This window comes from Sedimentitalea sp. XS_ASV28, from assembly GCF_041224545.1.
In the GTDB taxonomy this organism is placed as follows: Bacteria; Pseudomonadota; Alphaproteobacteria; order Rhodobacterales; family Rhodobacteraceae; genus Sedimentitalea.
In genome coordinates this window covers 20094-43293 of sequence record NZ_JBGFGP010000125.1, presented here as the reverse complement: position 1 = coordinate 43293, position 23200 = coordinate 20094, and the positions used below count along the sequence as shown (strand labels likewise).

The 23200-nt window shown below is 61.4% G+C and carries 26 protein-coding genes and 1 pseudogene; 9 read left to right on the top strand and 18 right to left on the bottom strand.

All coding sequences use genetic code 11. The annotated features are described in order from the left end of the window. Window positions 1-81 precede the first annotated feature (81 nt). Genes AB9K34_RS10085 through AB9K34_RS10045 form a run of 9 tightly spaced genes read right to left on the bottom strand, consistent with a single transcriptional unit; the run spans window position 82 to window position 4598 of the window. Window positions 82-549, bottom strand: a complete 468-nt coding sequence (locus AB9K34_RS10085; RefSeq protein WP_369954294.1) for a flagellar basal body-associated FliL family protein — start codon at window positions 547-549, stop codon at window positions 82-84. Between the two features lie 13 nt (window positions 550-562). Beyond that, the gene (gene flgH / locus AB9K34_RS10080; protein ID WP_369954293.1) at window positions 563-1303 is read right to left on the bottom strand and encodes a flagellar basal body L-ring protein FlgH; all 741 of its coding nucleotides are present in this window, start codon (window positions 1301-1303) and stop codon (window positions 563-565) included. Next, window positions 1303-1719: a flagellar basal body P-ring formation chaperone FlgA gene (gene flgA, locus AB9K34_RS10075; RefSeq protein WP_369954292.1), complete on the bottom strand. Its 417-nt coding sequence runs from the start codon at window positions 1717-1719 to the stop codon at window positions 1303-1305. The genes flgH and flgA overlap by 1 nt, the downstream gene beginning before the upstream one ends. Further along, window positions 1719-2504, bottom strand: coding sequence for a flagellar basal-body rod protein FlgG (flgG, locus tag AB9K34_RS10070; RefSeq protein WP_369954291.1), 786 nt, complete (start codon window positions 2502-2504; stop codon window positions 1719-1721). The genes flgA and flgG overlap by 1 nt, the downstream gene beginning before the upstream one ends. Window positions 2505-2524: 20 nt before the next feature. Beyond that, complete coding sequence (locus tag AB9K34_RS10065; protein WP_369954290.1) at window positions 2525-3238, bottom strand: flagellar hook-basal body complex protein; 714 nt, start codon at window positions 3236-3238, stop codon at window positions 2525-2527. Continuing rightward, entirely contained in the window at window positions 3238-3510 is a 273-nt protein-coding gene (locus AB9K34_RS10060) for a flagellar biosynthetic protein FliQ (RefSeq protein ID WP_369954289.1), read from the bottom strand. The genes AB9K34_RS10065 and AB9K34_RS10060 overlap by 1 nt, the downstream gene beginning before the upstream one ends. A gap of 1 nt (window position 3511) precedes the next feature. Further along, the gene (gene fliE / locus AB9K34_RS10055; protein WP_369954288.1) at window positions 3512-3799 is read right to left on the bottom strand and encodes a flagellar hook-basal body complex protein FliE; all 288 of its coding nucleotides are present in this window, start codon (window positions 3797-3799) and stop codon (window positions 3512-3514) included. Between the two features lie 12 nt (window positions 3800-3811). After that, a complete protein-coding gene (flgC, locus tag AB9K34_RS10050; protein WP_369954287.1) occupies window positions 3812-4201 on the bottom strand; it encodes a flagellar basal body rod protein FlgC in 390 nt (129 codons plus the stop codon). 13 nt (window positions 4202-4214) lie between these two features. Continuing rightward, entirely contained in the window at window positions 4215-4598 is a 384-nt protein-coding gene (locus tag AB9K34_RS10045; protein ID WP_369954286.1) for a FlgB family protein, read from the bottom strand. Window positions 4599-4686: 88 nt separating this feature from the next. Between AB9K34_RS10045 and AB9K34_RS10040 the strand changes: the two genes are divergently transcribed. Next, window positions 4687-6030, top strand: coding sequence for a FliI/YscN family ATPase (locus AB9K34_RS10040; RefSeq protein WP_369954285.1), 1344 nt, complete (start codon window positions 4687-4689; stop codon window positions 6028-6030). 84 nt (window positions 6031-6114) lie between these two features. On the opposite strand, the gene AB9K34_RS10035 is transcribed toward AB9K34_RS10040, so the two are convergent. Further along, window positions 6115-7851 (bottom strand): acyl-CoA dehydrogenase, encoded by a 1737-nt coding sequence (locus AB9K34_RS10035; RefSeq protein WP_369954284.1) that lies wholly within the window; start codon window positions 7849-7851, stop codon window positions 6115-6117. Window positions 7852-8001: 150 nt separating this feature from the next. On the opposite strand from AB9K34_RS10035, the gene AB9K34_RS10030 reads away from it, so the two are divergent. The 7 genes from AB9K34_RS10030 (at window position 8002) to AB9K34_RS10000 (ending at window position 12778) form a co-directional block, all read left to right on the top strand. Beyond that, entirely contained in the window at window positions 8002-8616 is a 615-nt protein-coding gene (locus AB9K34_RS10030) for a ribonuclease D (RefSeq protein WP_369954283.1), read from the top strand. Further along, window positions 8613-9575, top strand: coding sequence for an SIS domain-containing protein (locus tag AB9K34_RS10025; RefSeq protein ID WP_369954282.1), 963 nt, complete (start codon window positions 8613-8615; stop codon window positions 9573-9575). Before AB9K34_RS10030 ends, AB9K34_RS10025 begins: the two co-directional genes overlap by 4 nt. Before the next feature lie 13 nt (window positions 9576-9588). Then, on the top strand, window positions 9589-10188 hold the full coding sequence (locus AB9K34_RS10020) for a hypothetical protein (RefSeq protein WP_369954281.1): 600 nt from the start codon (window positions 9589-9591) through the stop codon (window positions 10186-10188). Window positions 10189-10245: 57 nt separating this feature from the next. Further along, a complete protein-coding gene (locus AB9K34_RS10015; RefSeq protein ID WP_369954335.1) occupies window positions 10246-10686 on the top strand; it encodes an LptA/OstA family protein in 441 nt (146 codons plus the stop codon). Continuing rightward, entirely contained in the window at window positions 10683-11441 is a 759-nt protein-coding gene (gene lptB / locus AB9K34_RS10010; protein WP_369954280.1) for an LPS export ABC transporter ATP-binding protein, read from the top strand. Before AB9K34_RS10015 ends, lptB begins: the two co-directional genes overlap by 4 nt. A 254-nt stretch (window positions 11442-11695) precedes the next feature. Then, complete coding sequence (hpf, locus tag AB9K34_RS10005) at window positions 11696-12259, top strand: ribosome hibernation-promoting factor, HPF/YfiA family (protein ID WP_369954279.1); 564 nt, start codon at window positions 11696-11698, stop codon at window positions 12257-12259. Between the two features lie 54 nt (window positions 12260-12313). After that, window positions 12314-12778 carry a PTS sugar transporter subunit IIA gene (locus tag AB9K34_RS10000; protein WP_369954278.1) on the top strand — a complete coding sequence of 155 codons (465 nt, stop codon included), beginning with the start codon at window positions 12314-12316 and terminating at the stop codon, window positions 12776-12778. On the opposite strand, the gene AB9K34_RS09995 is transcribed toward AB9K34_RS10000, so the two are convergent. The 8 genes and pseudogenes from AB9K34_RS09995 to cysQ form a co-directional block, all read right to left on the bottom strand. Then, window positions 12766-14205, bottom strand: a complete 1440-nt coding sequence (locus AB9K34_RS09995) for a nodulation protein NodH (RefSeq protein ID WP_369954277.1) — start codon at window positions 14203-14205, stop codon at window positions 12766-12768. The genes AB9K34_RS10000 and AB9K34_RS09995 overlap by 13 nt on opposite strands. Window positions 14206-14211: 6 nt before the next feature. Continuing rightward, window positions 14212-15902 (bottom strand): annotated as a pseudogene (locus AB9K34_RS09990) (beta-1,6-N-acetylglucosaminyltransferase). Then, the gene (locus AB9K34_RS09985; protein ID WP_369954276.1) at window positions 15899-16909 is read right to left on the bottom strand and encodes a glycosyltransferase family 2 protein; all 1011 of its coding nucleotides are present in this window, start codon (window positions 16907-16909) and stop codon (window positions 15899-15901) included. Before AB9K34_RS09985 ends, AB9K34_RS09990 begins: the two are co-directional and overlap by 4 nt. Window positions 16910-17074: 165 nt before the next feature. After that, entirely contained in the window at window positions 17075-18094 is a 1020-nt protein-coding gene (locus AB9K34_RS09980; RefSeq protein WP_369954275.1) for a glycosyltransferase family 2 protein, read from the bottom strand. A 4-nt stretch (window positions 18095-18098) separates the two neighbouring features. Continuing rightward, window positions 18099-19082, bottom strand: coding sequence for a UDP-glucose 4-epimerase GalE (gene galE, locus AB9K34_RS09975; protein ID WP_369954274.1), 984 nt, complete (start codon window positions 19080-19082; stop codon window positions 18099-18101). Between the two features lie 18 nt (window positions 19083-19100). Then, window positions 19101-19994: a UTP--glucose-1-phosphate uridylyltransferase GalU gene (galU, locus tag AB9K34_RS09970; RefSeq protein WP_369954273.1), complete on the bottom strand. Its 894-nt coding sequence runs from the start codon at window positions 19992-19994 to the stop codon at window positions 19101-19103. A 625-nt stretch (window positions 19995-20619) separates the two neighbouring features. Continuing rightward, complete coding sequence (locus AB9K34_RS09965) at window positions 20620-21420, bottom strand: 3-deoxy-manno-octulosonate cytidylyltransferase (RefSeq protein WP_369954272.1); 801 nt, start codon at window positions 21418-21420, stop codon at window positions 20620-20622. After that, window positions 21420-22217 carry a 3'(2'),5'-bisphosphate nucleotidase CysQ gene (gene cysQ / locus AB9K34_RS09960; protein WP_369954271.1) on the bottom strand — a complete coding sequence of 266 codons (798 nt, stop codon included), beginning with the start codon at window positions 22215-22217 and terminating at the stop codon, window positions 21420-21422. Before cysQ ends, AB9K34_RS09965 begins: the two co-directional genes overlap by 1 nt. Before the next feature lie 116 nt (window positions 22218-22333). Here cysQ and AB9K34_RS09955 point away from each other — a divergent pair, with 116 nt between their 5' ends. Continuing rightward, window positions 22334-23155: an ABC transporter permease gene (locus AB9K34_RS09955; protein WP_369954270.1), complete on the top strand. Its 822-nt coding sequence runs from the start codon at window positions 22334-22336 to the stop codon at window positions 23153-23155. Window positions 23156-23200: the final 45 nt, after the last annotated feature.

The window sequence follows — 23200 nt, the reverse complement described above, 5'->3', positions numbered from 1 at the left end:
GACATGCCCCTTGTCCATTCGGGCGTGATGTCGGCCTCGAAGGTTCGGGCGCTGTTTGCCCACGCGGCGTCGGGCGGCGGCCTAGTTGTCCTGGCGCGCGATTTCGGTGATCAGCACGCCTGATACATCGTCGCCCAGCTCCTTGCGGGCAACGTCCGCGAGAGATTGCCGCAACACATCGAGCTTTCCGGGCCGGGTGAAAGCCCCGTCAAAACCGCCCATATTCGCATGGTCGAACAGGACGCGCAGAAACATGTCGCGCAGCTTGGGTTCGCGTTCGAACACCCGCTCGCGGGACCCGGCCCGGGTTTCAAGGCTGAGCGACATGACAACAAGCGACGCGACCCGGTCGGATTGCACGATGGGCACCACGAACTGGTTGTTCAGCTTGACGAACTCGGTCGTTTCGTGGGCCTCGTTGTCCTCTTTCGGGTGCGCGTTTTCCGCCTCGGCGTCGTCGTGCCCGGCTCTTGGTGCCATGAAATGGCCCGCGGCGATTCCGGCGCCGGCGCCAACGAGCAGGAGCAGCAGGGGAAGGAACTTGAACATCGCGTCTTTCTCTTCAGAACGGCAGGACCGTGTCCAGGATTTGTTGCCCGTAGCGCGGCTGCTGAACGTCGGTTATCTGTCCGCGACCGCCATAGGACACGCGGGCCGACGCGATCTTGTCGTAGGTGATCTCGTTCTGGCGCGAGATATCCTGCGGCCGCACATACCCGGTCACAAGCAACTCTCGCAGTTCGAAGTTCACCCTCAATTCCTGAGACCCGGAAATCGCGAGAACGCCATTGGGCAGGACATCGGTGATGGTTGCGGCCACGCGCAGCGTCAGCTTTTCCTTGCGTTTGACCGAGCCCTTGCCCTGCGTCGCGCTGGTCGAGCCCAGCCCGACCGCGTCGGCCATGGACGCACCTTCGGGCAGCTTTTCGTCCAGACGCTGGGGAAGCCCAAGAAGATTCGGCACCTTCATCGTTTCCTCGCCGCTGCGTGACCGGGCGGTGTCGTTGCTGATCTCGGCCTTTTCGTCGATCTCGATGACGACGGTCAGGATATCCCCCTTGCGCACCGCCCGCCGGTCACCGAGCAACGACTGCGGCGTGGCGCTCCAGAGTGAGGACTGGTCGACCGTTCGGTGCGGCTGGGTCTGGAGCGGCAGCCCCGGCATCAACATCGCGACGTGTTCCGTGGTTTCGGTATTCTCGGAAAACGAGGGCGGCTTGCCAAGGTGGTCGATGCGCCCGCAAGCGGATACGAGGGTCAGTCCGGAACAGGCGAGCAGCCCGGCGAGTCTGGTTCGTTTCATCAATATACCTCGATGCTGCCGTCGCTCTGAATGCGGCCGGTCACTGTTGTGCGCGATGACAGGTTCATCGCCCGGATGGTTTCTCCCACGGCGCCACGTCCAAGCGAGCGCCCTTCGGTCACGATGCGCAGCGGGCCCTGGACAAAAATAAGGGTCACGATATCGTTGCGGCTGACGATGGCGGGCGGACCGACATCGCGGGGGCGCACCGGGCGGCCGGGATAGAGCGCCACGCGTGCTTCCTGGCCGATCAACTCGTGCGGTTCGGTCAGCGCCCCGGCGACCGAGGCATCCTTGACGACAAAATCCGCCGCGCCGATGATTTCCTTGGCCCGTATGGTGCGTACGGGCACCAGGATTTCGGCCCCGAGATCGGGTGCCGATAGTATCAGAATGGCGAGGATCAGCCGTTTCATCATCGCACCTGGGTCGTCGCGCCCATCATCTGATCGGCAGCAGATATGACCTTGGCGTTCATTTCATAGCCCCGCTGCGCCTCGATCAGTTCGGTGACCTCGCGCACCGCATCGACGGAACTGGCTTCGAGATAGCCCTGCCGCAGTGTTCCGAGCCCGTCTTCGCCCGGCGTTGACACCAGCGCGGGGCCGGATGCCTCGGTTTCCAGAAAGAGGTTGCTGCCGATCGCTTCCAGCCCCTTGGCGTTCGAGAAGCCCGCGACGGACAACTGTCCCAGCAATTGTCCTTCCGCGGAATCTTCGAAATAGGCATAGACCTCGCCCGCCGCGTTGATCGACACGCTGCGGGCATCCGACGGGATGACAATTTCCGGGGCGACCGCATGGCCGTCGGAAGTCACGATCACGCCCTCGGCGGAACGCTTCAGGCTGCCGTCCCGCGTATAGGCGGAATTGCCGTTGGGCAGCGTCAGTTCGAGATAGCCCTTGCCTTCGATCGCGACGTCCAGATCATTGCCGGTCGCTTCGAGCGCGCCCTGCGCAAGATGCACGGTGACCGAGCTTGGGCGAACGCCAAGGCCAAGCTGAATGCCCGTTGGCAACACCGTCCCGTCCGACGCATTCACGGTTCCGGCACGCGACACCTGTTGATAATGCAGGTCGGAAAACTCGGCGCGGCGGGCGTTGTACCCGGTCGTGTTCATGTTGGCGAGATTGTTGGAAATCGTTTCGACACGCAGTTGCTGCGCGCTCATCCCGGTGGCTGCGATCTTCAAGGCCCGCATGAGGCTCTCCTTTGTTCAGTTCACTTGATCAGCGTCTTGACCGCGTTGCGGATGCGCTGGTCTTCGGTTTCCAGAAAGCTCTGCCCCATTTCGTAGGCGCGCTGGACTTCGATCATGCGCGATACCTGCAGGATCGGGTTCACATTCGAACCCTCGACGAATCCCTGCAGGATGGTGGCGTTCTCGGCCGGCTCGACGCCGCCCTCCGCGCGAAAGCGCACGCCGTCCTCGCGTGTCAGCCCCGTGGGGTTCGTGGGTTGCACCAGACCGATTTCGCCCAGCAGACGGCCATCGGCGCTCAGTGTGCCATCGGCGGCGACGCTGATCCCCTTGGCATCCGGCGGAATGAAGACCGGAGCCCCCCCGGCGTCGAGCACGCGGTAGCCGTCCATCGTCACCAGGTCGCCATCCGCATTCGGGGAAAAGCTGCCCGCCCGTGTCAGACGTTCGCCCGCCGGGGTCTCGATCAGAAAGAAGCCGTCGCCTTCGATCGCGAAATCAAAGTTGCCGTTGGTCTGGGTCAGCGGACCCTGTTCATGCGAGGTGTTGCGAATGCGCGCCCGGCTCATCGACAGCGAAGACTGATCCTCGCGGGCCTGAACGTATTCGGAAAAGATCAGCCCTTCCTGCCGATAGCCGCTGGTCGCGGCATTGGCGATGTTGTTGGCGATGATCCGCATCTCGTTCATCAGCCCGGATTGACGGGAAAGTGTTACGTATCCGGCGGCTTCCATCAGCTACCTCCAATAATCAGCGGAATGATCTGTCCGTCAAAAAACGACACGAGTGTCTGGGTCATGAAGCCCATCGAGAGCCAGAACACGACGACGATGGCCGCGAGTTTGGGCACAAAGGTCAGCGTCATCTCCTGGATCGACGTCAGCGCCTGAAACAGGCCGATGGCCAACCCGGTGACCAGCGCCACGGTCAGGATCGGAATTGAAATCGTGACGGCGATCCACAATCCCTGTCGCAACGTGTCGTAAAAGACGCCCTCGCTCAGCATATCAGACCGGCATCCTCAGGATTTCCTGATAGGCCTCGACCACCTTGTTGCGCACGGTGATCGCGGTTTCCACGGCCAGTTCCGTCTGCGCCAGCGCCTGTACCAGTGCATGGGGGTCGGCGTCGCCCGCCATCGATGCCATGGCGGTGGTTTCGCCCTGTTGCATCGTTGCCGCGAAATCCTGAAACGCGGATTTCAAGTGCGCCCCGGCGCCGCCATCGGGATCGGGCTGGGTCGCGGGGCGTGCCGCACCATAATTCTGTACGGCTGACAGGCTGCGAATATCCATTCTGGAACTCCTTTACTTGCGCAACAGGTCCATCAGGCCGGCGGACATCTGCCGGGTCTGATCGAACATTTTGAGGTTGGCTTCATAGCTTCGCTGCGCCTCGCGGGCGTCTGCGATCTCGAGCATCAGGTCGACATTCGAGCCTTGGTAATGGCCGGTGTCATCCGCCATCGGGTGGGCCGGATCGAATATCTGCTCCAACTCGGATTTATCCAGCTGGACGCGCCCGACGGTCAGCAGATCGGTGCCATCCGGGCCACGGGTCGTTTCAAAGGAGACCGATTTGCGGCGATAGCCCGGAGTGTCGGCGTTGGAAATGTTCTCGGACACATGGCGCAACCGGGTCGCCTGCGCCTTGAGGGCGTGGGCCGAAACCGAGAGGGCGTTGGAAAACTCGCTCATCCGTCAACCCTCGTCACGCGCGGCCAAGGCTGGTGCGCAGCACCGAGAGGGCGGATTTGTAGATGGCAAGCGCGCGGTCATGTTCGCGCTTGATTTCGACACCTTTCATCAGCTCCAGTTCGACCGATACCGAGTTGCCGTTGGGGTCGGTCGGCGACTCGCTCTCGAAACCGGGCCGCCCGCCGGCGCCGTCCGGTGCGTTCAGGTGTCCGGCACGGCTGGCCCGCATCCCGCCTGCCGCATCGCCGTCAAAGACCTGTGCAAAGCTTTGCATGTCGCGCGCCTTGTATCCGGGCGTATCGGCGTTGGCGATGTTCTGCGCCACCAGCGCCTGACGTTCTCCGGCATGTCTTGCCATGGCGTGCGCAGCTTTAAAGACGTTCAACTCTTGGAACATCGGGGCTTCTCCCTCGATCAATTTCAATCAAGGCTTAACCCTGATTCCTTTAAGAAAGCGTTGTCGGTGAACAAAAGGAGACCGCGACGTGACGATTGACCTGAAATTGCTGGGCGAAGCCTTTGGCGATGCAGACCTCTCGCGGCCCGTCGGCCGGGTTGTCGGCGTCCGTGGCGGCGCGGTGCAGATCGCGGGAATCGCGCAAGAGGCCCATATCGGCGATCATCTGGTGCTGCGCAGGGGCGCGGGGCCGCAGCTCGCCGGCGAGGTGCTCCAGATCGATCAGGGGATTGTTCACATGCTGCCGGACGGAGCGGCGGACGGGGTGGCGATCGGCGATCGCGCGCTGCTGCACCCGATGCCCGCTTTCGCGCCGGCGGATCACTGGATTGGCCGCGTTGTCGATCCCTATGGCGCGTCACTCGACGGCAAGCCGATCCTGCGCGGCGAAGACCTGCGCGATATCATGGCTGCGCCGCCACCGGCCGTCGAACGCATGCCACTGGGTGCGCGTGTTGGAACCGGGCTCTCGGTGCTGAACACCATGTTGCCGGTTGTCGAGGGGCAGCGGATCGGCCTGTTTGCCGGCTCGGGTGTGGGGAAATCGACCCTGCTGGCGCAACTTGCGCGTCACATGACCAGCGATATCGTTGTGATCGCGCTGATCGGTGAACGGGGGCGCGAGGTGAACGATTTCGTCGACCGGGTGCTTGGACCCGAGGGCATGAAACGCGCCGTTGTCGTCGCCGCAACCTCGGATCAATCGGCGCTGACCCGACGGCGGTGCGCCTGGTCGGCCATGGCGATTGCCGAGCATTTTCGCGATCAGGGCCGCAATGTCCTGTTTCTGGCCGATTCGGTGACGCGGTTTGCCGAAGCCCATCGCGAGATTGCGGTCGCCGGGGGCGAGGCACCGGCATTGCGCGGATTTCCTCCATCGGTCACGCCATTGATCACCGCGCTGTGTGAACGCGCCGGGCCGGGGCGGTTGGGGCAGGGGCATGTTACCGCCGTCTTCAGCGTGCTGGTCGCCGGGTCTGACATGGACGAGCCCATCGCGGATATCATGCGCGGCGTTCTGGATGGGCATGTCGTTCTGAGCCGCGAGATTGCCGAACGCGGACGGTTCCCCGCAATCGACGTCGGCAAGTCGGTCTCGCGCAGTCTGCCGGATGCGGCGAGCGATGCCGAGAACGAGATCATTACCGAGGTGCGCAAGCTGCTCGGCACCTATGAGCAATCCGAGGTCATGATCAAGGCGGGGCTGTACGCCGAAGGCACCGATCCGGTGCTGGATCAGGCAGTCAGGGTCTGGCCGGAACTGGACGCGTTCTTTGCCCGGCCGGAGCCGGAAGACGTGCGCAACAGTTTCGACCGGCTGACCCTGATCCTGCGCCGCGCCCAGGGTCCGGGTGGCGCCCGCCCGCGCTGAGGCGTTCGGCATCGTGCCTCACCCACCGATCGCCACATGAGATCGGGTCTCGCGCCGGATATGTCAGGCCAGACCCGAAACGTGTCAAAACCAGCTGTCGCGCATGTCATAGGCGCTGGCGTCATTGGCCATCAGGGTTTGTGCCCATCCCTGCGTTCTGACCAGTTCACGTCGATAGAAATATCGCGCGGCCTGGTGTTTGCCGCGCAGGAAATCGCGGTCGCCGTCGCGTGCGGCGACCCGCCCGGCCGCCGTGGCGATCCGAAGCCACATCCACGCCATGACCACATGGCCGAAACAATCGAGATAGAGCGTCGCATTGGCAAGACCCGGTTCCGGATCGGCGGCGACCAATCCGGCCAGATGCTGCGTTACCTTGTCAAGCCGCTGGACAGCCTGTTCGAGCGGCTCGGCAAATTCGCTATCCGCGGCGTTGCCTATATCCGCCCGGATCGCCGCCATGACGTCGCGAAAGCCGACGCCGCCATCGATCAGTACCTTGCGGCCCAACAGGTCAAGGCCCTGTATGCCATGCGTCCCCTCGTGAATGGGGTTCAGCCGATTGTCGCGATAATACCGCTCGACCGGGTAGTCGCGCGTATAGCCCGCGCCGCCGAGAACCTGAATCGCGTGCTTGTTGGCCTCAAGGCAAAACTCCGAAGCCCAGGATTTCGCGATGGGTGTCAACATGCCGAGCAGTGCGCCGACATCCGTATCGCCCCGGCGTTCACGATCAACCAGCGTGGCGCAGAACAGTGCAAGGGCAAGCGCGGGTTCGACATTCGCCTTCTGTGCCAGCAGCAACCGGCGCACATCGGCATGTTCGATGATCGCAAGCTGCGGCGTCGCAGGGTCCTTGCTGCCTGGGGCACGCCCCTGAGGGCGTTCGCGCGCATAGGTCAATGAGGCCTGATACCCGGCCTGGCCGAGCGCGGTAGCCCCCATGCCGACCCCGATGCGCGCTTCGTTCATCATCTGGAACATATAGGACAGACCCTTGTGCGGCTCGCCCAGCAACGTTCCATAACACGCGCCGTTGTCGCCAAAGTTCAGCGCGCAGTTGGTGGTCGCGCGATACCCCATCTTGTGATTGAGGCCCGCCAGCGTCACGTCGTTGCCGCTGCCGTCGATGTCATGTTTGGGCACGATGAATAACGAGATGCCCTTTACGCCCGGAGGGCCGCCGGGGATCTTGGCGAGGACAAGGTGAACGATGTTCTCGCTCAGGTCGTGATCACCGCCCGAGATCCACATCTTGCGCCCGGTGATGCGATAGCGCCCGTCTCCCACCGGTTCGGCGCGGGTGGTGATGTCCGACAGGGATGACCCGGCCTGTGGTTCGCTCAGACACATGGTGCCGAAGAACCGCCCTTCGATCATCGGGGCGAGCCATGTCCGTTTTTGTGCGTCAGTGCCGAAACTCTGGATCAGCCGACCCGCGCCGACGGTCAGCATGCCATAGCCCGACAGCGATACGTTCGATGCCGCGAGGACAAAGGCAGCGGCCTGATGCACGGTTTCCGGCAGGCCCATCCCCCCATGTTCCGGCGCAAACGCCCCGGCGATGAATCCGGCATCGACATAGGCATCCAGCGCCGGCTTGACCGCCTCGGGCAAGATCGCCCGCCCGTCGACAAAGGCGGGTTCGGTTTCGTCGATGTCGCGGCCAATGGGCAGAAAATGCTCGGTTGCGACCTGGTCCGCCGTATCCAGTATGCCGTTCACCGTTTCGCGGTCGATATCGGTGCCGGACAGCAGGTCGGACAGGCCCGCGACCTCCCAGAGTTGAAACTGCAGGTCTTCACGATCATAGGCGCGCATTCGGTTTCTCCATTGCTGACGGTTCGACCTTAGCGGAACACTCGGTCGATGGGCCAGTTGTTGCCGCGCGTGACCCTGCGGCAGTTGAGTTTGCGCCGCAAACCGCCTATCTCGGCGAGATGTGTACGCGGTGTTTCAGAGGATATCAGCTTGGCCAATCATCTCTATCAGAACGATCTGCCCGACGGGCTTGACCTCGGGCCGGTCGTCGCCATCGATTGCGAGACCATGGGGCTGAACCCGCATCGGGACCGGCTCTGCGTGATCCAGATGTCGGGCGGCGACGGAGATGCCCATATCGTACAGGTGGCCAGGGGCCAGAGCGAGGCACCCAACCTCTGCGCCATGCTGGAAGATTCCGGTGTGCTCAAGCTGTTTCACTTCGGGCGCTTCGATATTGCGGCGATGTATCATGCCTTCGGGGCGCTGGCCGCCCCGGTCTACTGCACCAAGATCGCCTCTCGGCTGGTGCGGACCTATACCGACCGGCATGGTCTGCGGAACCTGACGCAGGAACTGATCGGCGTGGATATTTCCAAGCAGCAGCAGATGAGCGATTGGGGGGCGGCGCAACTGACCGACGCACAGCTTGACTATGCGGCCTCCGATGTCCTGCATCTGCACCGGCTGCGCGAAGAACTGGACAAGCGGCTGGCGCGCGAAGGGCGCAGCGAGATCGCGCAGGCCTGTTTTGACTTTCTGCCCACGCGCGCACAGCTCGATCTGGCGGGCTGGCCCGAAACCGACATATTTGCACATTCATGAGCAGCACGTTCCAAACCACGGCGCGCCGAGTCATTCGCGTCGAAGCCGAGGCGCTGTCCCTGCTCGAGCAGAGCCTGAACGGCGATTTTGACCGCGCCGTCGAGTTGCTTCTCGGAGCGAATGGCCGGGTCATCGTCAGCGGCATGGGCAAATCCGGGCATATCGCCCGCAAGATCGCGGCGACCTTTGCCAGTACCGGCACGCCCGCGCATTTCGTGCATCCCGCAGAAGCGAGTCATGGCGATCTTGGCATGATGGCGCAGGGTGACGTCGCGCTGGTGTTGTCCAATTCGGGTGAAACGCCCGAACTCGCCGATCTGGTGGCCTATACCCGAAGGTTCGGCATTCCGTTGATCGGTGTCGCGAGCCGTGCAGACTCGACATTGTTGCGCCAATCCGATGTTGCGCTGGTCCTTCCCGCGGCGGAAGAAGCCTGCGGCACCGGCATCGTGCCGACCACCTCGACGACCATGACGCTGGCGCTTGGCGACGCGCTGGCGGTGGCGCTGATGGAGCATCGCGCCTTTACCCCCGAACATTTCCGCGAGTTTCATCCCGGCGGCAAACTGGGCGCGCGGCTCTCCAAGGTGCGCGATCTGATGCACACGGGTGCGGCTCTGCCGCTGGTCGACCTGGCGGCTCCGATGAGCGATACCCTGATCGAAATCAGCCAGAAAGGTTTCGGCGTAGCCGGGGTTTGCGGCGCGGATGGCACCCTCGCGGGGATCATCACCGACGGCGATTTGCGGCGCAAGATGGACGGCCTGCTTGCGCATCGGGCGGGCGAGGTGATGACCTCCGGCCCGACCGTGATCGGCCCGGATGCACTCGCCGAAGAGGCGGTCGCTGTGATGAACCAGCGCAAGATCACCTGCCTGTTCGTCGTTGAACCCGATGGACCGGCGGTGCCGCTGGGGCTGTTGCATATCCATGACTGCCTGCGGGTCGGTCTGGGCTGATCCGGGGGCGCCGGTGGATCCATATTCGCGCACGGTCGCAATCCTGAGGGTGATTTTGCCGCTGTCGGCATTGGCCATTCTGGCGACCCTGTTCCTGTTGTCGCGCAGCGAGGACCAGGTGGCGACGATCCCGTTCACCGATGCCGATGTCTCGGCCCGTACCAAGGGACAACAGGTGACAAAGCCGTTCTTTTCCGGAACCACGACCAAGGGCGATGAAATCTCCGTCACCGCCGAAAGCGCCCGGCCGGGCAACGACACCACGCCCGGGGATGCCGACAATCTGAATGCCCGTCTCAAGACGGCGGACGGTCAGCTGATAACCTTGCAGTCGGACTCGGGCAGTCTTGGCCCCGCGGGAGACACGGCCAGGTTCACAGGCAACGTCCGTATCGAAACATCCACCGGGCTGGTGGTGCTGACCGATGTGCTGAACGCGGCACTGGATGGCATCGCCGGCAGCACGCCCGGAGCCGTGACAGGGTCGGGGCCGATGGGGGAGCTCAGCGCGGGAAACATGGAGTTTTCCGCAAAAACCGGTGACGGGGACCTGCATATGCTTTTCAAGAATGGCGTTAAGCTGATATACGATCCGAAACAGTTAGAAAGATAATAAGTGAACCGTATTGCTGCCCTTTTCCTGTGCGTCGCACTCGCCCCGGGCGCCGCGATGGCCCAGACGCAGGGTACCAGGGTCGCATTTGGCGCGATCAAGGCGGATCCGACCCTGCCGGTCGAGGTGACGTCGGATATGCTGGACGTGAATCAGGCCGACGGCTCGGCCGAATTCAAGGGCAACGTGCTCGTCGGGCAGGGCGAGATGCGCCTGTCCGCGCAACGGGTTCTTGTCATCTATGCCGAAAGCACCGGCGGCGTCGAGCGACTGGAAGCCGTGGGCGACGTGGTTCTTGTCAACGGGCCGGATGCCGCCAGCGCGCAGCGGGCGGATTATACCATCGACAGCGGAGTCGTGGTGATGACCGGCGATGTGCTGCTGACGCAGGGGGCCAATGCGCTTACCTCCGAGAAGATGACGGTAAACCTGACCGATGGCACCGCAAACATGGTGGGCCGGGTCAAGACCATCCTGATCCCGGAAAAATCGCAATGACCGCCCCCAGCCTGACCGTGACCGAAGGTGAATCCGGTCTGCGGATCGAACGTTTGCGCAAGTCCTATCGCAAGAAACTGGTCATTCGCGATGTGACGATGGGTGTCAATCGCGGTGAGGTTGCGGCGCTGCTCGGACCCAACGGGTCCGGCAAGACCACCACGTTTTACGCCATCGCGGGGCTGGTGATTCCCGAAGCAGGCAGCGTGTCCATCGACGGGCAGGTGGTGACCGGGCTGCCGATGTACAGGCGCGCGCGGCTGGGAATCGGGTATCTGCCGCAGGAAATGTCGATCTTTCGCGGCCTCAGCGTCGAGGACAATATTTCCGCGGTACTCGACATCACCGTGCGGCATCATCACAAGCGCCGCGAACGTCTTGAAGAACTGTTGTCGGATTTCTCCATCGAGCACCTGCGCCGCGCCCCGGCACTGGCCTTGTCGGGCGGGGAGCGGCGCCGGGTCGAGATCGCGCGCTGCCTCGCGGCGAACCCGAAATACCTCTTGTTGGACGAGCCGTTCGCCGGGGTCGATCCGATCTCGGTCGGCGATATCCGCCATCTGGTCGCCGATCTCAAGAAACGCGGGATTGGCGTGCTGATCACCGATCACAACGTGCGCGAGACGCTGGAGATCGTTGACCGGGCCTATATCCTGCATGACGGGCAGGTCCTGATGACGGGGACGCCCGCCGAAGTCGTGGAAAACGAAAACGTACGGCGCGTCTATCTGGGCGAAAATTTCAGGATCTACTGACCGGTCGCCGGATTCCCGCGCCGGCGAGCGGTTTGCGACCGTATTGATGCCGCTTTGCATTGACAGCGACCCCGTGTGTCGCCTCAAATGGGGCATGGCAAAACTCCTGTCTGATGCAGTTCCCCACATGCCCTTCCTCAAGGGGGCGACGCGCATACAACAGGCGGAACGATTGCCTGACCCCCTCAGCCGGACCTGACTTCTTCGCGGCCGTCCTGTGCCGCGTTGCCGGTTGAAACAGAGAAGGAGAACATATGCGTTACCAAATCAGCGGAAAACAGATCGATATTGGCGAGGCTCTGCAAACACACGTCAAGACTGATCTGGATGCGGTGGTGGATAAATATGCCGAGCGGCCAACCGGTGCCAATGTCATCTTTTCCCGTTCGGCGAGCGAGTATGTTTGCGAAGCGACGATTCATCTGTCGACCGGTCTGAACGCCACCGCAAAGGCGCATGCGCACGAGATTTATGCGGCGTTCGAAGCCTGTTCCGAGAAAATGGAAAAGCAACTGCGACGCTATAAACGGCGGCTGAAAGATCACCATCGCGACCGCTCACAACCTGTTGAACTCTTTGGCGCCTCCTCTTATATCCTCGCGTCGGAAGAGCAGACCGAAGACGCCGAGCCTGATACGCTTCAGCCGATCATCGTTGCCGAGATGGAAACCCAGATACCGTCGCTATCTGTGGGGGAGGCGGTGATGCAGATGGAACTTGCAGGTGCACCGGTGCTGATTTTCCGCAACGAAAGCAAGGAAGGGCTGAACGTCGTGTATCGCCGCGAAGATGGCAATATCGGCTGGATAGACCCCTGAGCGGCAAGACATTACCCTGTGGCGCCTCTCGGCGCCCAACGGAGACAGTGACACATGGAGTTGACCAGCATCCTCAAGCCTGAGGCCGTCAAGGTTTTCTCGGCCGCATCGAGCAAGAAGCGGTTGTTTCAGGAAATCGGTGAAGTGGCCCATAATGCTTACGGGCTGGATGCTGCGATGACTGTGGATGCGCTGTTGGAACGTGAAAGCCTTGGCCCAACAGGTGTGGGCCATGGCGTTGCCCTGCCGCATGCGCGGATGGAGGGGCTGACACGGGTTGTCGGCGTCTTTGTCATGCTGGAAAAGCCCATCGATTTCGGCGCGGTCGATCGGCAGCCGGTCGACATTGCCTTTGCGCTCTTTGCACCCGAAGACGCAGGCGTCGAACACCTCAAGGCACTTGCGCTCGTGTCGCGGACCCTGCGTGAACCCGCGTTGTGTTCAAAGCTGCGGGCCAATCTGGATGTCACGACGCTCTATGCATTGTTGTCCGAGGCGCAGTCGGTTCAGGCGGCCTGAGGCGGGCGCCAGTCCCCGAATCCGAATAACAAATAGTCGCGCCGGTAAATCTGCGCGGCTTTTTTCTCGAGCGCCGCATCGTAGACCTCGGCGAGCGGAAACGGTTCGTCCAGTCTGCTGACCGGCAGGGGCGGGGGCGCGTCGCCATATCCGGCCAGCGCGCACAACACCGGCAACATCTGCGTCAGATCCTCTTCCCGCAGGACAAAATCCGGCACGGTGAATTCCGCAAATCCCGAAAGCGCGCCGGCCTGGCTGCAAAGCGCGGGTTGGGGGGCAAGCGCCGTCTGTCCGGCCATGTTGGCCTGCGCGAAATCCAGGAAAACCGAAAATGCATCGCGGTGTTCTTCTGCGGTTGACCACGTTCCGTTGGGCGGACGTTTCAGTTTGAACTGGCGTGCCAGGCCCTCTTGCATCTTTGGTTCGGCCGCTGGGCCGTCTGACAGGATCGCGGTGCAGAAAACCGAATGCGCGCGCGCCAGCGGATGGCGCAGAACGGTGAACCCGCGATGACCGTCGTGGCTTTGCAGCCATTGGCGCAATCGTTTCTGGTTCATCCCGGTTTGCAATTCGTTTCGCGGCACATCGTCCAGCAGTGCCAGCCACTGTTCCATCTGGTCAGTCGGTCCGCCGGGAACCGGCATGAACAACAGCGGTGCACGGGCCGCCGCGACATGGTAGGGCACCGCAGGGCCGCGGCGAGGTTCGAAGTTAGGGGTGCGCGAGAGTTGAAAATAATCGGCTCGGGCCAGCGCCTGTTCCATCTCGTCCGGGTTGTCGACACGGTCGGACAGGGCCGCCGGGTTTTGCGGCTTGAGGCTCTGATCCAACTTTGCAAGGCGGTCTCCGGAGCCCAGCCACGCCGCCAGCCCGTTGAGTATCTCGATATCGCGCAGGTCGTCATAGGACAGGTAGAATGCGGTCTGTGCGCTGACCTGCAGCCGTGTCAGGATCTTTTCCTGAAAGCCGCGTATCACATCCAGATGACGGTCAAATTCCTGTGCGTCGAAATGGGCAAGCGAGGCTCTGCGTCGTTTGACATTGGTCAGCTTCCATTGTCCGGTTTCAGCCGCGATTTTCCACGAAACATAGCTGTCCAGCGGATTGCGTGTCAGGATGATCTTCGCGCAACGCGGGTCATCGACGATCGTGTCGAACACCCGCGCGTCATGGTCGTGGAAATATCGAAAGCCGTGCAAGCCACCGGGCGCCGCGCGGATGGTCGAGATCAGCTCTTGCGGCGCGGCATCGCGTTCGGCCCGCGACACACCCAACACCTCCGTGCGCTTGGGGTATCCGATGAAGTTGGCGTTGAAGGCCTCGCCATGACACTGGATGTCTGCAAGTGCATTCAGGTTGGTTTCAAGAAAATTGGACCCGGTCCGCATCTCCGCGAACAGCACGAAATACTCGAACATGCCCGTCATGTCGCGCTATCGAACCAGATAGGGTCTGCTGACGCGCTTGGGCAATACGACCAGCGGTTCTTCCAACGGGAAATCACCGGTGAGATGCGGATGCATTCCCTGATTCTTCAGGTTTTGCAGGAATTGACCGAATCCGGCCAAATCCGCCATTCGCGGCGCTTCATTCAGGGTGCGGCTATTGGTTTGGCCAATCTCGTCCACAATGTCCTGCAGGGCCTCCATCGGTGTCTCCATGAACTCGGCAAGCGACCAGATGCGCGTCTGCGCCTTGGTCTCTTTCGATCTTAGCATGGACAATTGCCGCGTCTCGATCTTTTGCAACGCGGCCGCACGCTTGCGCAATTCGGAAAAGTCGCAACTGGAATGAAACAACGGAATCGCCCATGCTCCGGTGATGACCGATATCTGGGCATTCGGATCACGTGCGATGAACGGCGCGATGTTCTGCCTGTCTGCGGGGCCGTATTGAAAGCACTGCCGCGCGCCCCGTGTGTTCCAGATCAGGCTGGTCAGGAAGGCTTCGGGTGCATAATCCCTTTTGGCGGCACTGTCGCTCAGGCCACCGTTGTAGACGCAGCTCCGTCCGGAAAACTCGACTGTATCAGGCGCAAAAAGACGCCCGTGCACCTGATTTTCGGTGGTTCTGGCAAGCCAATCCTCGAAATTGGAAAATAGTTCCGAAAACCCCTGAAACACAGAGTAGGGATTCGAGGTCGGCGCAGTCACCGCCCCCGGATGTGGCATCCGGCTCTGCATATAGAGCCCCGGACGTCCGCGTGTCCGCTGCTCCATCGCCCTGGCGAATACACGATCAATTCGCGCGGGGTTCGGCTCTGCCAGGTTCATGGCACCCGTGTTGTTCAGGAACGCCCCATAGAGCCGGTTCGCGTGCGGCCAGATCTTGCGCGCCACGAAACAGTTCGACCGCCTGAGCAGTTGCAGATGATCGTCGTAGAACACGTGCGGCTTGCCCTGATGGTCGAACTTGGAGAGAGTCAGCGAGCGGCTTTCGATATGGGTCGAGAACCGGCGCGCCAGCGTCTGGAAATAGCTTTCATCCGGGATCCAGACCTTGCGGAAATAGTTGTCGTAAAGAGCACGGTTCGGATCGCTGAGAATGGATGAAAGTGTCTGGCGCGTGAGGCACCACCATTGGCTGCCGATATGCGGCACCAGTCCATCGGGTATTTTTCGTTTGAAACCCAGCCGGCGTTGCAGCCGAACATAGCGGTCAAATGCTGCGCGATGTCGTTTCCAGGAAAACGGGAATCTCAGCGTAAAACGCTCTTGCTGCAGCCCCCCCTTGGCCCATGGCACATCGGCGGTTGTCGCGCTTTCGATAAAGTACGTAGTCGTCTGGCAAGATAGTCGATCAGTTCAGGAACCGGGCGCAATGGCAGGCAGGACCCGGAGACAAGATAGACATGATGAAGATCATCGAACTGGTCCAGCAACAATTCGCACGCCGATTGCGACGCGGCGACGATGCCCCAACGACCCCATTCACATCTGTGTCGCTTGCAAAAGCGGATTATCGGTTGATCTGCCAGCGCGCTCACAAGCCGGTCATAGTCATCCCGTGACACGTTCAGATCCACGTGCAAAGCCACGGGACACCCGGCTGCGGCCCAGTGACGTGCCACCTGTTCGACGCGATCCAGCGCCGTGTGAACCAGCATGGCAATGCCTACTGTCATGTCCAGTTCCCCTTGGACATCAGGCCGAGGATCTCGATCTGTCGCCAGTTGATGTATTTCTCGCTCCACTCGTTCCACGGCCCTGCGCCGTCTCCGAGCTGGTCGAGATAAGCCCGATACTCGACGGAACCATAATAATGTTGCTTGCGCGTCAGTTCCTCGGTGGCCTTGTCGGCAAAATTGTCAAGAAACTTGGCGTGAAGGAGAACACCGCTGGCCTTTTCTCCTCCGTTTTGATCGTAGACAAGGTTTAAACCGCGCGGCAGCAGCATGTGGCTTGAGCTGACATAGGTGTAGCGTCGATTCCATTTGACCAGGGGGATCTTGTTCAGCGCGGGGGCTTTTTCCGGATTGTCTGCAAAGAACATGCGGCTGCGCGGCCCGCCCTGAATCCACAGGTTGCCGAGATCGGGATTGCGTTTCAGCGTGTAATTGCCGCTGTCGAACCATTCGGCGATTTCCATCGGGTTCTGACCAGGTTTATAGCGCTCCGCGTCCAGCCGCCCGCGCGGATACATGTCAAGCAGCATGGCGCCGAAGGATTTGACCGATGACGCGCACAGCCAGTCGGTCAGTGCCCGCAAGGGACGGGTATCACAGAACGGATATATAAAGAACTCGTCGGGATCGACGGTCAGCGTCCAGTGGCCGTGGCCGTATTTGCCGAGAAGATAGTTCAGCCAGTCGGTGCCGAAATTCGCTTTCTTGTAGCTGTGCCGGCTGTGCCAGACCGAGATATCCGGCGCATCAGCGAGCAACTCGGCGGTGCCATCGTCGCTGTCATTGTCAACGAACAGGAAGTGATCCACACCAAGCTTGCGGTAATATTCCAGAAAATACGGCAGCCTTGCACCTTCGTTGCGAAAGATGCTGACCAGCAGAATGTCATCCGGACGGATCGCCGCCGTGTTGTCCTGCGTCAGGGTCAACTCGCGCGATTTGCGCAGGCAACGCAACAAACGGAGCCTGCGCCGCACTCTCATGCGATAGGATGTCCACAGGCTCATGATCCGGCGCGCTCCCGAGGCAACGGCATACTGTTAGCGAGTAACGAATGCCGGTTCTGAAATACCTGTCCAATTGTCACTGTTCGGTTAGCCGTATCCAAAAGCTCTCAGAAAATTGCGGGGAACTTTATCAAAAGTGTCACCTTTTTGGAACGAACGCCAGCCCTACCAGCCTCCGGACTGCATCAATCCGCAGTCTTCGAGTTGTCGCCAGCCTTCGTACCGGGCCGAATCAGGGCACCAGAGGTCGGGGCCAGCGGCAAGTTGATCATAATAACCCGCAAAATCATCGGGCGCGTGAAAATGCTGGCGGCGTTGCTTCTCGATGCTGGCGCGCTCCACCGCCTGCGGCAGGAATTTCGTGTGCAGCAGGACGCCGCAGGGCATACGCGAGCCAGGACCGTCATAAGCGAAGTTCAACGCGCGCGGCAGGATCGAATGGCATGAATTGAAATAGGCGTATTGGCGCGACCAACGCACCAGTGGCAACTTGTTCAATGTCGGAGAGCGGCGTGGGGTGTCGGCAAAGAACACGCGCTCGCGCAGGCCGCCTTGAACCCACAGGTTGCCCAGCGGCTGCTGCCGCTGTGACCTGTAGGGTTCGGGATCGAACCAGGGCAGGGCGGCAACCGGGTCTTCTCCGGCGCGGTAGCGATGCGCTCCGAGCGGCCCTTGGGGATAGAGATCGAGCATCAGCGCGCCGAATACGTCGCGGCCCTGCGCCTTCAGCCAGCGGGTCAGCTCGTGTAGTGTGCGGGTCTCGTGATGCGCATAGACAAGCAATTCGTCCGCGTCGAGCATCAGGCTCCAGTGACCGTGCGCATAGCGCATCTGAAGCCATGTCATCCAGTCCAGTCCGAAACGCGCGTCGCGATAGCTCCGGTCGGTATGCCAGAGCGAGACATCCGGCTGTGCGGCGAGATACTCGGCCGAACCGTCGTCGCTGGCGTTGTCCACGATCAGGAAGTGATCGACGCCCAGCCTGCGATGGTGCTCAAGAAACCACGGCAGGCGGTCGATCTCGTTGCGGATCGTGCTGAAGGCCAGGATCGCGGACGGGGTAATCCGGGCGGTGCGGTCGTTGACCGGCTGCAGATGACGCCGGCTGCGAAAGGACCGCCACAACAGGCCGCGACGGCGCCACCGCAGGCGGTAAGCGGCGCGTGGGCCGATTCGGCGGTTCATGACGTCACTTGTCGTAATGGCCTGCCTCATGCCAGCGCCAGGCATCGGCGATCATGGTGCGCAGATCGGATCGGGACGGTTTCCAGCCAAGCTCCTGCTCGGCCCGCATCGATCCCGATACCAGCTTGGTCGCGTCTCCGGCACGGCGCGGACCGGTGACATATGGCACCTCGCGATTGGTGACGGTGCGGGAATGGTCGATCACCTCGCGCACCGAAAATCCGCTGCCCGTTCCAAGGTTGAACACCTTGCTTCCCTTGTCGTCCAGGAGCCATTGCAGCCCTAGCAGGTGGGCGTCCACCAGGTCGCTGACATGGACATAATCGCGGATACAAGTGCCGTCCGGCGTGTCATAATCCGTTCCGAAAACCGTCAGCGCGTCGCGCTTTCCGTCGATCGCTTCGAGCATGATCGGGATGAGATGGGTTTCTGGGCGGTGATGCTCGCCAATTTCGGCCTCGGGATCTGCGCCCGCGACGTTGAAATAGCGAAAGATCACGTGGCGGAGGCCGTGGGCGGCCTCGAAATCGCGCAGGATGTCCTCGATCGCGCGCTTGGACGCGCCATAGGCGTTGAGAGGCATCTGTGGTGTGTTTTCGTCCAGCACCACGTTGTCATGTTCGCCATAGGTGGCGCAGGTCGAGGAAAACACGAAATTCAGGCACCCCGCCGCAACGGCCGCCTCGATCAGGGTTAGAGAGCCCTCGACATTGTTGCGCCAGTAGCGACCCGGCTGGCTCATCGCTTCGCCGACCTGGCTGAGGGCGGCAAAATGCATGACGGCGATGGGCTTGTGGGCTGCAAAGACCTCATCCAGTCGCGCACGGTCCAGCAGGTCGCCCCGCTCGAAAGGGCCGAACCTGACCGCATCCTGCCAGCCGGTTTCAAGATTGTCATAGGTCACAGGGACATAGCCCGCGGCTTTCAGTGCCTTGCAGGCATGTGACCCGATATAACCGGCGCCACCAGTCACCAGAACGGTGTTCATAGCTGATCCTCGCGCGACCTATTCGGCGGCTTTGTCCAACTGGACGATATCGCGCAGATAGCGCGAGAGGTCGTCGCGCAGATCGTCGCGCGCCAGTGCAAAGGCGACGCTGGCCTGCAGGAAACCGGCCTTGGAGCCGCAATCGAACCGCTGTCCGCGGAACCGGAACCCGTAGACCGAATTGGAGGTGCCGATGTCCTGCGCAATCGCGTCGGTGAGCTGGATTTCACCGCCGGCGCCTTCCTTCATCTTGTTGAGGTTACGCAGGATCGACGGGCTGAGGATATAGCGGCCGATCACCGCGAGGTTCGACGGAGCCTCGGCGGGTTTGGGCTTTTCGACCATGCCCTTGACCTTGACGATTGATCCCCGGTCCTCTTCCAGATCCAGCACGCCATAGGCCGACGCGGCCTCGGGCGGGACTTCCATCGCCGCAACCATGTTGCCGCCGGTTTCTTCATAGGCCTCCACCATCTGTTGAAGGCACGGGGTTTCTGCGGCGATCACGTCATCGGGCAGAATGACCGCAAAGGGTTCATTGGCAATCAGCCGCCGTGCGCACCATACCGCATGTCCCAGTCCGAGGGCCCGGTGCTGGCGAATATAGGCGATGGCGCCGCTTTCCATGTTCGTGGCCTTGAGAATCTCCAGAAGCTCGGTCTTGCCCTTGCGGCGAAGCTCCTGCTCGAGCACCGGCGAGTGATCAAAGTAATCTTCCAGAGCGCCCTTGCCCTTGGAGGTGACAAAGATGAACTCCTTGATCCCGGCGGCGCGCGCTTCGTCGATGGCGTATTGCACCAATGGGCGGTCAACCAGCGTCATGATTTCCTTTGGTACCGATTTGGTGGCCGGCAGAAACCGCGTCCCCATTCCGGCGACCGGAAAAATTGCTTTTGTTACTTTCTTGCCCATGGCCTTCTCTCAGTTCAAAAATGTCTACACTTGGACTGCATGACCGGCGCTGTCATACACGATACGCTGCCCGTCGTCATACGCATTCCATCCCGGCTTCGCAAACTACACATCGAGCCTTTGCCGATATCGGCTCCAGGAGGGTAGCACTCCATTTGCGCGGATCCTCTGCGTCCGCCGACACAAACACACAGATCGGTCGGGGGTGAAAAGGGGAAATATCGTCAACGGCAGTCAACTCGCATAAATCCGCCGGCCTGGTGGCTTGCCCCGCGGGAACACCGACTCAACCTTAGGGCGTCGGCAGAGCAATCGCAATCGGGCAATGCCAGATGGGCGGGCTGCCGTCCGCAGCGACCCGGCGGCGGAAAAGCGAAATTTTGCCTTTCCGATCAATGGAAACCGCGGCGATCGGGTCTGTGTCCATGTCGTCGGACGCAGGGCCGGATGTGTAAAAATATAAATTGTGCGACGCGCTATATGACGGCGACGGGCGGGAGGCTGAATCGCCGGCTGCGATATTTCTTTACCGGTTATCCGACAGGGCCCGTTTTTCGGCGGTCTGCCTTGTTCGGGGGTGCCTCATGCGAAAGGCAAGACTGTGTCTGTACCTCTGGTCTGCGTATCACTCCAGCCCCATCTGTTTCATCATCGTCTCCAGGCGCGGCACGTCTTCGGGATTGTTCAATTCCCAGAATTGCCGACCGCGCGCTTGGACTTCGACGCACAGGATCCTGCTCCCGTTCTCCATGAAGCGCAATTGCTCGAGCCCTTCCAGCCGTTCCAGCGGCCCCATGGTCCAGTCGGGATAGGCGGCCAGCGCATCCGGTCGATAGGCATAGACCCCGACATGGTGAAAAACCGGAGTTTCGGCATCGTCGGCATAGGTGTCCGGGGTGAACGGGATCACCTCCTTGGAAAAGTACATCGCGCTCTTGTCCGCGGCAAAGACCGCCGTGGTCCCGCCGACCCGCCCGGCCTTGCGGTCCGCCAGGAATCCGTTCAGCGCCGCACCGTCACACCGCAGGACCGGCGTCGCAACCCCTGCGTCCGTGTCGGCCCGCAGTCCAGAGACGAGATCTTCGACAAACCAGTGCGGTGTCAAAGGCGCATCGCCCTGAAGATTGACCACGATCTCATAACCGTTGCCAAGCGCCCGATGCGCCTCGGCGCATCGCTCCGTGCCGTTGGCGCAGTCTGGCGATGTCATCACCACGTCTGCACCGAAGCCTTCGCAGGCGGAGCGAATTCGGTCATCATCGGTGGCAACCACCACATGATCGACACCGGCCACCGCCCGCGCCGCGCGCCAGGAGCGCTCGATCAGGGTCCGTGCCGTGCCATTCGCCCCGGTCAGCGGCACCAGCGGTTTGCCCGGATACCGTGACGATGCGTAACGTGCAGGGATGACAATCAGGACCGCCATCAGGCGCTCATCAGGGTGACGCCGGGGGCATAGGCGATGAAAAATGGATTGGCATACCCCTCCTTGCCGTAGGTCAGCGGGCTATGATCGTCAAAACGCACCACCCTGCCGCCAGCGCCCTGCAACACGGCATGGCCAGCCGCGGTGTCCCATTCCATCGTGCGCCCGACGCGCGGGTAAAGATCGGCTTCGCCCGTGGCGACAAGACAGAATTTCAGCGACGATCCCGCGCTCTTCATGTCCTTCACGTCATATTTGTTGATATAGTCATCCGTCGCCTGGTCGCGATGGGATTTGCTCGCCACGACCATCAACGCGCTGTTGTCGGGCGTCGCGACCGTGATCGGGCTGACCGGACCGATCGTGTCGGCGGCCAGCGCGCCGCTCTCCTCGACCGATTGCCCATCCGCCTGTGTATAGAACATGCGTCCCTTGGCCGGGGCATAGACCACGCCACGCGTCGGCACGCCGTTTTCGACCAGTGCAATGTTCACCGTGAAATCGCCGCGACGGTGGATGAATTCCTTGGTGCCATCCAGCGGATCGACGATCAGAAACGTATCGCCGGTCTCGCTGTGGCTTTCCGCTTGTTCTTCGGTGACCAGCATCACATCGGGAAACGCCGCGCGCAGCCCGGCCGAAATCAGCGCGTCGGCGGCTTCGTCCGCTGCCGTCACCGGGCTGTCGTCGGATTTGACCTTCACGTCGAAATCGTCCGAATTGTAAATCTCCATGATCTTGGCGCCTGCCTCGATGGACAGTCGGCGGATAACGGGGATCAGCTCTTCATGGGTCACGCGGGCTACTCCGATGCGGTTTGTTGATAAGCGATTGTCCGCCCCTTATGATGGCAGCGCAACGGTTCGGCAAGATTTCCGTGTCAAGTTGGCCAGCGTCACAGGATCACAGACCCATGTTCGTTCAACCCCGAGGCAAATCCAGGCTGGCTGGCGCCGCGCAGATCGCCGGACTGATCTATCACGCCGTGGCGCGCAACGTGCGCAAACGCCACCACAACGCGTTGGTTGCGATCCTGCTGAACATGATGCAGATCGTGCTTTTCGTCATGGTGTTCTATTTCATGTTCATCGTCCTGGGGCTGCGCGGTTCGGCGGTGCGGGGCGATTTCCTGCTCTACGTGATGTCCGGCATCTTCCTGTTCATCTGCCATACCAAGGCCGTAAGCGCCGTCGCCGGCGCCGAGGGGCCGAATTCACCGCTGATGCAGCATGGCCCGATGAACACGATCGTTTCCATTTCCGCGGCGGCGCTGGCATCGCTCTATGTCCAGACGCTGTCGATGTTCACGATCCTTCTGATCTATCATATCGCCTTCACCCCGATAGAGATCGAGCATCCCGCCGCCGCGTTCGGAATGCTGCTTCTTGCCTGGTTCACAGGATGCGGGGTCGGGCTGATCTTCATGGTGCTCAGACCGTGGTTTCCGATGGCGGTCGGTATCCTGGTCACGATCTACCAGCGTGCCAACATGATCGCTTCGGGAAAAATGTTCCTGGCCAACACGCTGCCGGCGTACATGCTCGCAATGTTCGACTGGAACCCGCTGTTTCACGCGATCGATCAGGCCCGCGGCTTCGTCTTCATCAACTACAACCCGCATTTCAGCAACTGGCACTATGCCTGGTGGCTCGGTGTGGTCTTCATCGTGATCGGTCTCATGGGCGAGTTCTATACCCGGCGCCACGTCTCGGTCAGCTGGGGGGCCCGCCGCTGATCCGGTTCCATTTCATCTTTGGCTAAATACTCCGGGGAGTGCGAG

Bases quoted from the DNA above. Each gene is read 5' to 3' on its own strand.
- galE (WP_369954274.1), bottom strand. From the start codon at position 19,082: ATGAACACCGTTCTGGTGACTGGTGGCGCCGGTTATATCGGGTCACAT.
- AB9K34_RS10065 (WP_369954290.1), bottom strand. From the start codon at position 3,238: ATGGAAGCCGCCGGATACGTAACACTTTCCCGTCAATCCGGGCTGATG.
- AB9K34_RS10000 (WP_369954278.1), top strand. From the start codon at position 12,314: ATGGAGTTGACCAGCATCCTCAAGCCTGAGGCCGTCAAGGTTTTCTCG.
- AB9K34_RS10045 (WP_369954286.1), bottom strand. From the start codon at position 4,598: ATGTTCCAAGAGTTGAACGTCTTTAAAGCTGCGCACGCCATGGCAAGA.
- AB9K34_RS10015 (WP_369954335.1), top strand. From the start codon at position 10,246: ATGGCCCAGACGCAGGGTACCAGGGTCGCATTTGGCGCGATCAAGGCG.
- AB9K34_RS09980 (WP_369954275.1), bottom strand. From the start codon at position 18,094: ATGAACCGCCGAATCGGCCCACGCGCCGCTTACCGCCTGCGGTGGCGC.
- AB9K34_RS09955 (WP_369954270.1), top strand. From the start codon at position 22,334: ATGTTCGTTCAACCCCGAGGCAAATCCAGGCTGGCTGGCGCCGCGCAG.
- flgA (WP_369954292.1), bottom strand. From the start codon at position 1,719: ATGAAACGGCTGATCCTCGCCATTCTGATACTATCGGCACCCGATCTC.
- AB9K34_RS09985 (WP_369954276.1), bottom strand. From the start codon at position 16,909: ATGAGCCTGTGGACATCCTATCGCATGAGAGTGCGGCGCAGGCTCCGT.
- AB9K34_RS10060 (WP_369954289.1), bottom strand. From the start codon at position 3,510: ATGCTGAGCGAGGGCGTCTTTTACGACACGTTGCGACAGGGATTGTGG.
- AB9K34_RS10085 (WP_369954294.1), bottom strand. From the start codon at position 549: ATGTTCAAGTTCCTTCCCCTGCTGCTCCTGCTCGTTGGCGCCGGCGCC.
- AB9K34_RS09995 (WP_369954277.1), bottom strand. From the start codon at position 14,205: ATGACGGGCATGTTCGAGTATTTCGTGCTGTTCGCGGAGATGCGGACC.
- AB9K34_RS10035 (WP_369954284.1), bottom strand. From the start codon at position 7,851: ATGCGCGCCTATGATCGTGAAGACCTGCAGTTTCAACTCTGGGAGGTC.
- lptB (WP_369954280.1), top strand. From the start codon at position 10,683: ATGACCGCCCCCAGCCTGACCGTGACCGAAGGTGAATCCGGTCTGCGG.
- AB9K34_RS09965 (WP_369954272.1), bottom strand. From the start codon at position 21,420: ATGGCGGTCCTGATTGTCATCCCTGCACGTTACGCATCGTCACGGTAT.
- hpf (WP_369954279.1), top strand. From the start codon at position 11,696: ATGCGTTACCAAATCAGCGGAAAACAGATCGATATTGGCGAGGCTCTG.
- flgG (WP_369954291.1), bottom strand. From the start codon at position 2,504: ATGCGGGCCTTGAAGATCGCAGCCACCGGGATGAGCGCGCAGCAACTG.
- fliE (WP_369954288.1), bottom strand. From the start codon at position 3,799: ATGGATATTCGCAGCCTGTCAGCCGTACAGAATTATGGTGCGGCACGC.
- AB9K34_RS10025 (WP_369954282.1), top strand. From the start codon at position 8,613: ATGAGCAGCACGTTCCAAACCACGGCGCGCCGAGTCATTCGCGTCGAA.
- flgH (WP_369954293.1), bottom strand. From the start codon at position 1,303: ATGAAACGAACCAGACTCGCCGGGCTGCTCGCCTGTTCCGGACTGACC.
- galU (WP_369954273.1), bottom strand. From the start codon at position 19,994: ATGGGCAAGAAAGTAACAAAAGCAATTTTTCCGGTCGCCGGAATGGGG.
- flgC (WP_369954287.1), bottom strand. From the start codon at position 4,201: ATGAGCGAGTTTTCCAACGCCCTCTCGGTTTCGGCCCACGCCCTCAAG.